Annotated in this window: 9 protein-coding genes; 5 read left to right on the top strand and 4 right to left on the bottom strand. The window is 37.4% G+C overall.

The window, feature by feature from the left end; all coding sequences use genetic code 11:
• The first annotated feature begins 213 nt into the window (after positions 1-213).
• Both H6F32_RS19410 and H6F32_RS19405 read left to right on the top strand, forming a co-directional pair.
• A complete protein-coding gene (locus tag H6F32_RS19410) occupies positions 214-1,314 on the top strand; it encodes a type IV pilus twitching motility protein PilT (protein WP_190370920.1) in 1,101 nt (366 codons plus the stop codon).
• A 45-nt stretch (positions 1,315-1,359) separates the two neighbouring features.
• Positions 1,360-2,583 (top strand): type II secretion system F family protein, encoded by a 1,224-nt coding sequence (locus tag H6F32_RS19405; RefSeq protein WP_190370919.1) that lies wholly within the window; start codon positions 1,360-1,362, stop codon positions 2,581-2,583.
• A 188-nt stretch (positions 2,584-2,771) separates the two neighbouring features.
• On the opposite strand, the gene H6F32_RS19400 is transcribed toward H6F32_RS19405, so the two are convergent.
• The 4 genes from H6F32_RS19400 to H6F32_RS19385 form a co-directional block, all read right to left on the bottom strand.
• Positions 2,772-3,767, bottom strand: a complete 996-nt coding sequence (locus tag H6F32_RS19400; protein ID WP_190370918.1) for a saccharopine dehydrogenase-like oxidoreductase — start codon at positions 3,765-3,767, stop codon at positions 2,772-2,774.
• 28 nt (positions 3,768-3,795) lie between these two features.
• Positions 3,796-3,933: a hypothetical protein gene (locus H6F32_RS19395; RefSeq protein WP_190370917.1), complete on the bottom strand. Its 138-nt coding sequence runs from the start codon at positions 3,931-3,933 to the stop codon at positions 3,796-3,798.
• Positions 3,934-4,265: 332 nt separating this feature from the next.
• Positions 4,266-4,742 carry a Tic20 family protein gene (locus tag H6F32_RS19390; RefSeq protein WP_190370916.1) on the bottom strand — a complete coding sequence of 159 codons (477 nt, stop codon included), beginning with the start codon at positions 4,740-4,742 and terminating at the stop codon, positions 4,266-4,268.
• Between the two features lie 363 nt (positions 4,743-5,105).
• The gene (locus tag H6F32_RS19385; protein ID WP_190370915.1) at positions 5,106-5,300 is read right to left on the bottom strand and encodes a hypothetical protein; all 195 of its coding nucleotides are present in this window, start codon (positions 5,298-5,300) and stop codon (positions 5,106-5,108) included.
• 370 nt (positions 5,301-5,670) lie between these two features.
• On the opposite strand from H6F32_RS19385, the gene H6F32_RS19380 reads away from it, so the two are divergent.
• From H6F32_RS19380 to H6F32_RS19370, 3 genes are all read left to right on the top strand, one after another.
• Positions 5,671-9,885: a chemotaxis protein CheB gene (locus tag H6F32_RS19380; protein ID WP_190370914.1), complete on the top strand. Its 4,215-nt coding sequence runs from the start codon at positions 5,671-5,673 to the stop codon at positions 9,883-9,885.
• 527 nt (positions 9,886-10,412) lie between these two features.
• Complete coding sequence (gene dnaK, locus H6F32_RS19375; RefSeq protein WP_190370913.1) at positions 10,413-12,503, top strand: molecular chaperone DnaK; 2,091 nt, start codon at positions 10,413-10,415, stop codon at positions 12,501-12,503.
• 310 nt (positions 12,504-12,813) lie between these two features.
• On the top strand, positions 12,814-13,809 hold the full coding sequence (locus tag H6F32_RS19370) for a DnaJ C-terminal domain-containing protein (RefSeq protein ID WP_190370912.1): 996 nt from the start codon (positions 12,814-12,816) through the stop codon (positions 13,807-13,809).
• Positions 13,810-14,188: the final 379 nt, after the last annotated feature.

Genomic DNA, 14,188 nt, shown 5'->3' with positions numbered 1-14,188 from the left:
TAATGGAGCTTTGGGGATTTTCCTCAAGGCAATGTGGGATACCACCTTTATCAACTCAGTTGGTAATGTTGTACTGGACCTTCACGATATCTCAGATGTCAGGGAATGTCTCGGTTAAAAGTATCAGACTGCTTTATATGATTATTGGCCTATGCCCTAGATACAACACTGTCCTGACTCCTGCTATATAAATTTTCAAAGAGAGGAAAAAACATGACCATGATGATTGAAGACTTAATGGAACAGCTGATTCAAATGGGGGGATCAGATTTACACTTATCCGCCGGTTTACCTCCCTATTTTCGTATTAGTGGACATCTAACTCCCATTGGTGATCATGTACTCACAGCAGATGAATGTCAAAAATTGATCTTTAGTATGCTCAATAATACCCAGCGTAAAACCTTAGAACAAACTTGGGAATTAGACTGTTCCTATGGTGTTAAAGGACTAGCGAGATTTCGGGTAAACGTCTACAAAGAACGTGGTACTTATGCTGCTTGTTTACGAGCCTTAAGTTCTAAAATTCCTAACTTCCAAAAATTAGGTTTACCAGATATTGTCCGAGAAATGTCAGAAAAACCGAGAGGACTAATTCTAGTAACAGGTCCAACAGGTTCAGGAAAAACCACCACTCTGGCCGCAATGATTGACTTAATTAATCATACCAGAGCAGAACATATTTTAACCATAGAAGATCCCATAGAGTTCATGTATGAACCTATTAAAAGTTTGGTTCACCAAAGACAATTAGGAGAAGATACCAAGAGTTTTGCTAATGCCTTAAAAGCAGCATTACGGGAAGATCCAGATATTATTCTAGTTGGCGAAATGCGGGACTTAGAAACAATTGCCTTGGCAATTTCCGCAGCAGAAACAGGTCACTTAGTATTTGGAACATTACACACCAGTTCTGCATCTCAAACCGTTGACCGGATTATTGACGTTTTCCCATCAGAAAAACAAACTCAAGTACGAGTACAATTATCCAACTCTTTAGTAGCCGTATTTAGTCAAACATTAGTACCTAAAAAAGACCCTAAACCTGGCGAATATGGACGGGTAATGGCGCAAGAAATTATGATAGTTACACCTGCTATTTCTAACCTAATTCGGGAAGGTAAAACAGCCCAAATTTACTCTGCAATTCAAACGGGTGGTAAATTAGGAATGCAAACTTTAGAAAAAGTTTTAGCTGACCTTTACAAAGTGGGATCTATTTCTTTTGAAGCAGCAATATCTAAAACTTCTAAACCAGATGAACTGGAACGTTTAATTGGTTCTACTGCTACCGTTGGCAATAAAGTTAAATAGTTATTCTGTTGATCACCAATTAATCACCAATTATCAATTAAAATTATGCCTACGTTTGTTGCTGAAATTCGTGACTCCCAAGGAAAAACGAGAAAAGAAAAAGTCACAGCTGATTCTATATCAGATGCTCGCGTCACTCTGAGAAAGAAGGGTTTTCTGGTTAAAGATATTAAAGAATTTAAAAGCCTTGCTTCTGTGCTAGATATTAGCAAATTGCAAGATGTGATAGTCAAGGTATCTGTAAAAGATAAAGCGATTTTTTCTCGTCAATTAGCTGTGTTAGTAAATGCTGGTGTGACAATAGTTAGGGGTTTAGGTGTTCTCGCGGATCAATGTACTAATCCTAAACTGAAAAAAGCATTACTACAAATTTCTGATGATGTACAATCAGGAATTAACCTATCTGATGCTATGCGAAAACATCCTGATTGTTTTGATAGTTTGTATGTATGTATGGTTCAAGCTGGAGAAATTGGTGGGGTGTTAGATGATGTATTAAATCGTCTAGCTAAATTATTAGAAGATACAGCACGATTACAAAACAAAATTAAATCAGCGATGTCCTATCCTGTCGTTGTGTGTTTTTTAGCAACAGCAATTTTCTTAGGGATGACAGTTTTTCTGATTCCTATTTTTGCCAAAATCTTTCAGGATCTTGGGGCAGAATTACCAGCACTTACCCTATTTTTGATGAAGTTTAGTGAAATATTGCGTAGTTTTTGGTCATTAGTAATTATTGGGATGTTGTTTGCTGCTAATGTGGCTTTTCAGGCCTATTATAAAACTCCTCTGGGGAAACTAAGTATTGATGCAATAGCTCTAAAACTTCCCTTATTTGGCGATTTAATTCAAAAGTCTTCTGTAGCTAGATTTACCAGAACCTTTGGTTCTTTAACCCATTCTGGTGTACCAATTTTAACTTGTTTAGAAATTGTGCGAGATACATCAGGAAATCAAATTATTGCTAATTCTATTAATAATGCTCGGAAAGAGGTACAAGAAGGGGGAATGATTAGTTTGGCTTTACAAAAAAGCAAGGTTTTCCCGACTATGGCTATTCAAATGATGAGTATTGGGGAAGAAACAGGAGAATTAGATACAATGTTAATGAAGGTGGCTGATTTCTATGAAAATGAAGTGGAAGAAACTGTAAAAGCATTAACTAGTATTTTGGAACCTTTAATGATTGTGGTATTAGGAGGTATGGTAGGGACAATTTTGTTAGCGATGTATTTACCAATGTTTAAAGTATTTGACAAGTTGGGTTGATGCTTTTTCAATACATCAAAATAAAATCACTACTTACTTATGCAAAAACCACGCAACAATAGTAGTAGAAGATTTGAATGTTTCAGTGCCGAAGTTAGGTTACAAGGTTTTTTTGGGTTTCACTTTGTTCAACTCAACCTTGTAGAGACGTTCTATAGAACATCTCTACATTAATTATCAACAGATATCTATTGTACAAACTTAGGCATAATTTCCGCAGCAGTAAATAACCCGGAAATGCCTCTTTGATGCAATTCTTCTCCTGCTTTAAGATAACCAAAGGCTGGACCACAAACATTAGCGGCCATGGAAGTTTCATCACCTAATGTGAAGGTATGGGTGGAGATTTTACCTTCAAAAGTACGTCCAGTAATTTTGACGTTGGTACTTAAAGGTTTTTTAGGGTTGCGAGTATCTACTACACCTCCCACCGTGACTCTATCCCGTGAACAAATACCGGCAATTTCTAACATCACATCATCAGCGTGTTCCATGTTTTCTAAAGTGAGTACACCATTAGTTTGATCTAATAATGCCTCTACTTCTGCATCACTCATAGCTCTGGCTGTTTCTACACTATAACCTGGTATATGTCCGATATCTTCCCGAACGGTGGCGCGGTATGCTTCCCAATTACCAATACCCACACCAAAAGTAATCACTACATTGTGAATTTCAGCATAACTTTGTGCTGCTAAAGCGGCGGCGGCGGTTAATAGTCCAGGAGTTGCGCCACAACCAGTCATGTAGGTAATACCGGCAGCTTGTAGTTCATCTTTCATGGCCAGAAGTTGTTCTACTGCACTGGTGCGTTTAATGGCATCCACAAGAACCCCTTGCCAACCTGCTTGGATGAATTGTTTAACGACATTGGGGATAAAATCGTTAGGAAGGTTAGGTAAGGCTAGGAAATAACCATCTACAGCATCGCCTGTAGCAGAAATTAACTGTTGAATGCTATTATTGTTTAAACTACCCCAGGGTTCTAAATAACCTACAGTACCCTGTTGTTGATAGGTGGTAATACAAGCGTCGCTGTTTAAACCTTCAGTGGAGTAGGCGTAACCTTTTTGATCTGCTGCTGCAACGAGAATCATTTCACGTTTGCTAGATAGCAGTTTAGCGGCTGCTTGGCCAAGTCCACCAAAACCAAGGACTCCGATGCGGATGGGTTGTTTGTTCATGGTGTTTTTTCTGTTGTATGGTTAATGGTTAATTATGCTTTATTTTTATTAAAGTTTCCCGCAAGGGAAGCAGCAAAGTTAATAACCCCATGATTTCTGAAAATGATGGACTTTTTTCTCTTAAACTTGCTGTAATGCGATCGCCTTCCTTAATATCAAATACCACTACGAATGTTATGGAATATACAGCAGTTTCCGTTATGATGAGGTACAGATGTTAATGATAAAACCCTTGTAACACGGGCATCGTGCCTGTTACATTTATAGTATTAATCAACAGACTTGTAATATCTGACACACCCTAGAAGACTAAGTAGATAATGTTAAGCTGTTGTGCCTTTAACTTGAATAATTAATACAAGCAAGATGCTTGTGCTACTGTAACTTCAGGTTTTTTAATTATACAGTGAGTGCTGCACATTAGCTTATCAAATGCTTTAGGGTGTGTAGCGCACTTTGTGAAGTCAAAATTCTTTATCCTGACTGCTGACTGCTTAATTAACGTACTTGCATATACACAGCATCAGAAATAGCAGGAATCTCCGCGTATTTACCCCTCACACACTGAAATACGCAATAACCAACAGCACCCACAATACCTAAGAAAACGGTTGTATACAAAGTTTCTATGGCAAAATCACTACCAGGAACTAATTTGACAATACTAATCAATATGTCGCATAAAAATATGGCAATATCTAAAATGATAGCCTGCATAGTATTGAAACGAATGAAGTGACTAAGTTGCTCATTTCTAACTACTAACATCCATAAAGCCAAGAAAATAATTAATCCTGCATAGCGGACACCGTAATATATTTTCCACAAAGGCAAAAGAGGCATAAATATTATGCCCAATAAAGGAAAATCATTGATCAAAAACTGACCAAAGTGAAATACCTCTATTAAAGGTAACAAATAGGGTAAACAAGCAAAAAAACGGTCTTTAGCAGTTGTAGATCCGCGCCAGGTCATTATGTTTCTCCTCTAGTTTTTTTAGATTGTAACAGTTATTTCAGATAACATTAGTTAATCTGTATCAAAAATTATCACCATCCCCAATTCAGCAACGCCAAAAATCTGTTGTTGGGTGCGTCAGATATGGTTAACAATTTGGTTATTTACATGATTTATACTGTCTGAGGTAGTTGGTGAACTAGTCAAACCACACCCTACCAATGTGCCAGTTGCGTAAGTCCTGTAATTATCAGACAGGTCTATTATGATAATAATTTCGTAGGTAATTGTTAGGAATTGTTAGCTTTTTAGTTACTGTTAATTAACCTTACTTTTGAATGTGGAGTGCTGATAGCTGACGGATGATAGCTATTATAGCTATTATATATTTGCTAACCTAAAACCCATCATACACTGGTATTGTTGTGGCTGATTTTCCTGACATTGTTGCACCAGTTGACCACAACGTAATTGACCACCTCCCCAACGCGGTTGTCCGTTACTATTAGCCATTAAACAAGACTGACACACTTTTTCTGGATTAAATACTTGATTATCGGTTAAAATGATTAACATGGCCATCCTCTCCTATTCTTCATGAAAATCAATGAAGCAATAGCCAAAAATAGCTAGTTGCAGATGATTGTATTTTACCATGATTGATACAAAATGTCACCGAAATAGGGGTAATTCATGAATTATAAGCAAAAATCAGAGTTTGATGGCTAATTAGATGGCTAATTAACAGTATCTTGCGTAAGTCATTCATTGTTTGCAAATTACATTATATCTATATATCTATTGCAAGCACATACATTATCAAACTTATATTTTGCTAGAGTAGTTTTATAACGTTAAACTTATATAAATTATATAAATTATATAAATTATATAAATCCTACATAACTCAAAATTTAAGATCCGGAAATTGAAACGGTTGCATAATATGAACTCTAAGCGGTCTTCTAGAAAAAGTCTAGGTAATGACTCTACCACTAAGCCATCGTCACAACAAACAGATTATCAAAAAAATCATCAAGAATTATTTCCCATTGTCGGTATTGGAGCTTCTGCGGGCGGTTTAGAGGCTTTTACTCAATTATTAAGCCATTTACCCACAGATACGGGTATGGGATTCGTACTGGTTCAACATATCAACCCCCAAGCAAAAAGTATGTTGGCAGAAATTCTATCTCGCACAACTCAAATGCCTGTAGTGGAAGCAGGACATGATATGTCCGTGGAACCAAACAATATCTATATAATTCCGCCTAATACCACTATGACCATTACTCAAGGGGTACTCAGACTTAAACCCCTGGAGAAAACCTATGGTATTCCTATGACGGTTGATAGTTTCTTTATTTCCTTAGCAGAGAATTTAGGCAATAAAGCCATTGGCGTGATATTGTCAGGTGGTGATGGTGATGGAACAAGAGGTTTAGAAAGTATTAAAGCTGCTGGAGGTATTACTTTTGCCCAATCAGAAGAATCAGCTAAAGTTAGTGGTATGCCTAATACTGCTGTAGCTTCTGGTTATGTGGACTTTATCCTCAGTCCCCAACAAATTGCGGAAAAACTCGCATATATTAGCACTCATCCCTATATTAATCATCCCATAACAGTCAAAACGACTGAAATTATGCCAGAAGAAACTGATGCTCTTTTAAAGATTTTTAGTCTATTACGGGCGGCTACGGGTGTTGACTTTAACCACTATAAACAAAATACCCTCAAACGTCGTATTCAACGCCGCATGATGTTATATAGACTGGATAATTTACAAGATTATGTGCGTTATCTTCAGGATAAACCCACAGAAATTACCGCTTTATATCAAGATGTGTTAATTACCGTTACCAGTTTTTTCCGGGATCCAGAAGCATTTGAAGCGTTAAAAACTAAAGTATTTCCTGTCATTACTAATAAGCGTAAATCTGATAATACTATTCGCATTTGGGTAGCAGGATGTTCCACAGGTGAAGAAGCTTATTCTATAGCAATCTGCTTGTTAGAATTTTTAACAAATAAGGGCTTGAATATACCAATCCAGATTTTTGCGACAGATATTAATGAAGTGGCCATAGAAAAGGCTAGAATTGGTATCTATAAACCTAATCAAGTGGCAGAAATTCCACCTGAAAGATTACAACGTTTTTTCGTGCAGGTAGAAAACGGTTATCAAATTAGTAAGTCAGTGCGAGAACTCTGTGTTTTTGCACGACAAAATCTGATTAGTGATCCGCCATTTTCGCGTTTAGACTTGATTAGTTGTCGTAATGTTTTGATTTATTTGGGAGCAGCAGTACAGAAAAAAGTCGTCCCCATTTTTCATTATGGATTGATATCTACAGGTTTTTTGATGTTAGGAACATCAGAAACAGTGGGGGAATTTTCTGACTTATTCACTTTAGTGGATAAAAAGTACAAGATATATGCTCGCAAAATGACATCTACACGATTGACTATTGATCTCATATCTAGCAATTATCCTGTAGAATCAGCAACGTCACAATTGCTAGAAAATCAGAGTTCTTGGAATGATGTGGAAATACAGAAAGAGGCTGATAGAATTGTGTTAAGTCAATTCTCGCCTGTAGGTGTCATTATTGATAATGATTTGGAAATATTACAGTTTCGCGGACAAACTAGCGGCTATTTACAACCTGCTCCAGGTAGACCTAGTTTTAATTTGTTGAAAATGGCTAAGGAAGAATTACGTATAGATTTACGTAGTGCTATTCATCAAGCCAAAAAGCAACGAACATCTGTAAAAAAAGAAGGAATACAAATTAAAGAGGATAACCAAATTAGGTTAGTAAATATTAGTATTACTCCTTTTCAACCTACTGGTACAGGAGAGGAGTTTTTATTAATTCTGTTTCAAGATACACAGCCTAAAGTTAGTTCGATCGCTGTTAGTAGTAATAAAGTTCCGTTGAATCAAGAAACAACCAGTAGTTATGAGCAAGAAATTGTTGTGTTACAACAGGAATTAGCTACTACTAAGGATTATCTACAATCAATTATTGAAGAACAACAAGCTAGTAATCAAGATTTAAGAGCAGCCAATGAAGAAATACTATCTAGTAATGAAGAATTACAAAGTACCAATGAGGAGTTAGAAACAGCCAAGGAAGAGATTCAAGCCACTAATGAAGAATTAAATACGATTAATGAAGAATTGCAGCGACGCAATATTGAAGCAACTCAGGTAAGTAATGACTTGCAAAATCTTTTGAGTAGTATTAATATTGCCATTCTTATGTTAGGTGGTGATTTACAAATACGCCGTTTTACTCCCGTAGCTGGATCAATTTTTCATCTTATTCCTAGCGATGTAGGACGACCTTTAGGTGATATTAAACATAAGTTAAATATTCCAGATTTAGAGACCCAAATTTTAGAAGTCATTAGTACCCTAAACCTCAAGACGCAGGAAGTACAAGATGAAGATGGTCATTGGTATGATTTGCGTATTAGACCTTATAGAACTATAGATAATAAAATTGATGGGGCTGTAGTAGTTTTAGTTGATATTGATGCCTTGAAACGTACTGCTGAAGAATTACGATTATCCCGTGATTATGCAGAAGCAATAGTTTCTACTGTACGAGAATCTTTAGTAGTTTTAGACGTAAATTTAAGAGTAGTTACGGCTAATAAATTTTTCTATGACACATTTCAAGTAGTGCGAGAAGATACAGAAAACCATTTAGTTTATGAAATTGGTAATGGACAATGGGATATTCCCGAATTGCGATCGCTCTTAGAAGACATTTTACCCATGCATACAGAATTTCAAGGGTTAGAGGTAGAGCATACATTTGAGCAAATTGGCCGAAAAATTATGCGTCTGAGTGCCAAAAAGATGGAACAAATAGGCGATAGTTCTCTAATTTTATTAGTCATTGAAGATATTACCCAACAAAAACAATTAGAAACAGAAAAAAAACAAATTTTAGCCCAGGAGCAATACGCTAGAACAGCAGCAGAAACAGCTAACCGTGCTAAAGACGAGTTTTTATCCATCCTTTCCCATGAATTACGTAATCCTCTTAATTCCCTGTTAGGTTGGACACAACTACTACGGACAAAAGAACAGGATCAAGTTACCACAAACCAAGCATTAGAAGCCATAGAGCGTAGTGCTAAAGCGCAAAATGTCCTCATTGGTGATTTATTAGATGTATCTCGCATTAGTGCTGGGCAAATGCGACTAGATGCTGCCACTGTTAAAATTATACCTGTTATTGAAGCAGCATTAGAAGTTGTGAAATTATCGGCAGATGCTAAAAACATTCACATCCAATTAAATTTAGATCCCGATGATAGAACCTTAATCGGAGATCCCATTCGCTTACAACAAGTCATCTGGAATTTACTGTCTAACTCCATTAAATTTACACCCGTAGGTGGGAGAATTGATATCAGATTACAATACAGTGATTTTGAGGCGGAGATAGAAGTTAAAGATACGGGAATAGGCATTGATGCTGACTTTCTCCCGTATATTTTCCAACGTTTTCGTCAAGCAGATGGTAGTAGAACGCGATCTAACCCTGGTTTGGGATTAGGACTATCTATAGTCCGTCATCTGGTAGAATTGCATGGAGGTACAATTACAGCCACTAGTGCAGGTCAAGGACAAGGATCAACTTTTACTATCAGATTACCTCTGTGTAATAGTTTAGCAGTGACAAATATAGCTAATAATCAAGTACCAGTAATTACGGAAAATGATATTATATCGCCTGAAACCTATTCATCCTTAGCAGGGTTGCGAGTGCTGATAGTAGATGATGAACCAGATATCCGTCAACTATTCCAAACGGTACTCACAAACTATGGAATACAGGTAACAGAAGCCACATCAGCCTCCGAGGCTTTATCATTAATTATTACCCATCCTGGAGGATATGATATACTGTTGTCTGATGTAGGATTACCTGGGGAAGACGGTTATTCATTAATACGACAAATCAGACAACTGAATAGAAAAGCAGGGGGACAAATTCCCGCAGCAGCTTTAACGGCCTATGCTGGAGAAGCAGAAGAAAAAGAAGCATTAGCAGCAGGGTTTCAAATTCATTTAGCCAAACCAGTAACAACAGATCAATTATTATCTGTTGTTGCTAGACTATCTGGCAGAATGAAATAATTGATAATGGACAATTGACTATGATTAATCACGAATCAATTTTTAAGGCTTACACCAAATATCTGTATTTGTGGTTTATTCTTTTATAACTAGGACTTACGCAAGTGTCACACTAAAAAATCTGTTGAGTGGGTGCGTCAGATATGAACAATTTGGTTATTTACATGATTTATACTGTCTGACGTACCCTACCAATGTGCCAGTTGCGTAAGTCCTGATAACTTGTGTGTAAGTCCTAAATTTTGTTAGGATTGATGACTGGTAAATACACCTGTCCGATAATTAATGTAGAGACGTTCTATAGAACGTCTCTACACGGGTTCTGGAAACAGTATATTTAATTTCTGGAAATGTCTAATGATCATGATTAGTAAAAAATTATTGGTTATAACCATAATGTAGCAGTGTCCAGATTATCAGAAGACAGTATTCTCAAAGTCAGACATCAAAAGACTTTCAAACCTATCACCTGACACCTGCTATAAATATATTAAGATATTCAGAAATTATGAGGAGAAGAGTCAAGCATGGGCAAAGTAGTCGGTATAGACTTGGGTACAACCAACTCCGTAGTCGCCGTAATGGAGGGTGGCAAGCCGGTGGTCATTGCCAATGCTGAAGGGATGCGAACTACTCCTTCTGTTGTGGGATTCAGCAAAGAAGGAGAGCGAGTAGTAGGGGCAATGGCTAGACGACAAACGGTGTTAAATCCTCAAAATACGTATTTTGCAGTTAAAAGATTTATTGGACGTAAGTATGCGGAACTAAGCCCAGAGTCTAAGCGTGTTCCCTATACCATACGCAAAGATGAACGAGGTAATATTAATATTGCTTGTCCCCGCTTAAATAAGGATTTTGCACCAGAGGAAATTTCCGCGATGGTGTTGAAAAAGCTGGCTGATGATGCTAGTCGTTATTTAGGTGAATCTGTCACTGGAGCGGTTTTAACAGTACCAGCTTATTTTAATGATTCTCAACGACAGGCTACCCGTGATGCAGGGAGAATAGCAGGCTTAGAAGTATTACGTATTCTTAATGAACCCACTGCGGCCTCTTTAGCTTATGGTTTAGATCGGGGTTATACGCAAACTATTTTAGTATTCGATTTAGGAGGCGGCACTTTTGATGTATCGCTGTTAGATGTTGGTGATGGGGTATTTGAGGTTAAGGCTACTAGTGGAGATACGCAATTAGGTGGTAATGATTTTGACAGAAAAATAGTTGATTGGTTAGCGGAACAGTTTTTAGAAGCGGAAGGTGTGGATTTAAGACGCGATCGCCAGGCTTTACAACGTTTAATGGAAGCAGCAGAAAAGGCCAAAATAGAACTTTCGGCTGTAAGTGTCACAGAGATTAATCTTCCTTTTATTACGGCCACAGAGGATGGACCAAAACATCTGGAAACAAGGTTAACTCGTTCCCAATTTGAAGGTTTATGTGTGGATTTATTGAGTAGAGTGAAAACACCAGTAAAACGCGCTCTCAAAGATGCAGGACTTTCACCAGTGGATATAGAAGAAGTGATATTAGTCGGCGGTTCCACAAGAATACCAATGGTGAAGCAGTTGGTACAGGATTTAATTGGTATTGAACCCACTGAAAACGTGAACCCGGATGAAGTGGTAGCAGTAGGGGCGGCTATACAAGCGAGTATTCTCGCTGGGGAAATGAAGGATATCTTATTATTAGACGTTACACCACTATCTGTGGGATTGGAAACCATTGGTGGCGTAATGAAAAAACTCATTCCACGCAATACTACTATACCTGTACGTCGTTCTGATATTTTTTCTACTTCGGAAAATAACCAGAATAGCGTAGAAGTTCATGTAGTGCAAGGTGAAAGGGAAATGGCCAGCGATAATAAATCTTTAGGGAGATTTAAACTGTATGGCATTCCACCTGCGCCTAGAGGTATTCCGCAAATTCAGGTATCTTTTGATATTGACGCTAATGGTATTTTACAAGTTACCGCTTTAGATCGAACCACTGGTAGAGAACAAAGTATTACAGTGCAAGGTGCATCTACTTTAAGTGAATCAGAAATTAATCGGATGATTCAGGATGCCCAAAAATACGCCGATGTGGATCGAGAAAGGAAAGAACGCATTGAAAAACGTACTCGTGCTGAGGCGTTAATATTACAAGCAGAAAGACAATTACGAGAAGTAGCACTAGAAATGGGAATGCAGTTCGCTCGTAACCGTCGTCAAAGAATTGATAATATTTGTCGTGATTTAAGAGAAAGTTTACAAGCTGATGCAGATAGGGGTATAGATCAAGCATACTCTGATTTACAAGATGCCTTGTATGAATTAAATCGAGAAGTGCGCGAATATTATACAGAGGATGAAGACGAAGACTTGTTTGGCGCTATTAGGGAAATATTTATGGGGGAAAAAGAACCAGAAAGAGACGTTTACAGGGATAATCGAGATCGAGATGCTTATAGCCGGAGTGCTAGTAGAGACTCTGGTAGAGATTATAGTAGGGAGAATAGGCGAGAAACTCGTGACAGTCGCGCAAGTCGTAATTCTGACTACGAAAGTCGTTCTCCTCGAAAAACTAATCGTCCTAGTTACCAGGATAACTGGGATGATGATGATGATTGGTTATAATTCAAAGGAGTCACCGAGTCAGGAGTCTTAAAGTAAAACCAGCCCCACTGGGAATTAATTCCTCTGTCTCATAGCAAAATTCATCTAAAGATTACTGAATAACTAGAAGATTTTGTGTAATTATTTAGTTTTATTTAGTTTACTTTAGTAAAATGCAAGCTATTAGCCTGGAAATATGCCTTATCCTAGGCTGCGCTATCATTTTCACAGCAGGTGTGTAAGCTAAAAAAAGCCCTCTATACCCTATCCTGCTATTTTCTTCACTCCCTAATCACCAATCACCAATCACCTATTTATTTAATAACAACCTATGCAAAATTTGCAAGATTTTCGTGATTATTATGAGATATTAGGAGTCTCTAAAGATGCTTCTAGCGAAGAAATTAAAAAGGTTTATCGTCGTCTAGCTAGACAATATCATCCTGATCTCAATCCTGGTAATAAAGAATCTGAGGAAAAGTTTAAAGTTATTGGTGAGGCTTATGAAATATTGTCTGATCCCAGTAGGCGATCGCAATATGACCAATTTAGTCGCTATTGGAAACAAAACGGTTTCACTGGTAATAGACAAACACCTAAACCTAAATCGTGGAATGATACCCGCACCAATGAACGTACAACTTCTGATGTAGATCCTAGTCAATTTTCTGATTTTGAAAGTTTTCTTAATCAAGTTATTGGTGTTAGTAACCGTCAAAAACCGAAATCTCCCCCTAATAACCCACCCAAGGATCCCTTTAACACTACCCGGACTAAAGTAGCTTATACTGTTAATACTCCTCCACGGATCACTCGCAAAGATATTGAGGCGCGGTTGACGTTACCTTTAGAAAAAGCCTATCAAGGTGGTAATGAAAGAATACGCTTAGAAGATGGTCGTTCCTTAGAAGTGACAATGCCACCAGGTATGGTAACGGGTCAAACTATTAGATTAAGAAATCAGGGTATAGGAGGAGGAGATTTATATTTAAAAATAACCGTTGAACCCCATCCTTTATTTAAAATTGAGGGAAATAATATACTTTGTCAAGTTCCAGTTACACCAACTGAAGCTACGTTAGGCGGACAAATAGAAGCGCCAACATTAGATGGGTTAGTGAAAATGACTATTCCTCCGGCCCTGCGTTCTGGTCAGAGATTTAGATTGGCAAATAAAGGTTATCCTAGTGAAAATGGCCAAAGAGGTGATCAATTAGTAGAAATTTTAATAGTTACTCCTAAAAATCTTACCTCTGAAGAAAAAGAACTTTATGAAAAATTACGCACTATAGAAACTTTTAAGCCTCGCGCTGACTTGTTGGCTTAAGATTAATGGGATGGGGGATAATGTTAAAAACAGGATACAGCAAATAACTGTATTTTATACTTGACGATTCACAGAGAAATTTAGCGCGTTGTGTTGTAAATCTTCGAGTTTGTTTGGAAACCATTTACTTCTTGTTGCTATCTGGGCGTTAATTAATGTGAATGAATATATTTTGTAATTTAGATATAGCGATATATTCAGCTTCTTTATCAGAAGTGAGGAGATCGCTTTTTTCTTTTGTAAGAGTTATTAAACCCACATTCCGCACCCTCAACTGTCACAGATCAAAAAAGCCATTGAAGTAGTACATAATAACTAAAGGTCACTCAAAAATTAAGAGGCTTAATGAGAATAAATAGCATTAAAAATGAGAGGAAAC

It is taken from the genome of Anabaena sp. FACHB-1237 (assembly GCF_014696225.1).
Taxonomy (GTDB): domain Bacteria; phylum Cyanobacteriota; class Cyanobacteriia; order Cyanobacteriales; family Nostocaceae; genus FACHB-1237.
Note: the sequence above shows the minus strand (reverse complement) of the source record. Positions and strands in the feature narration are given on the sequence as shown.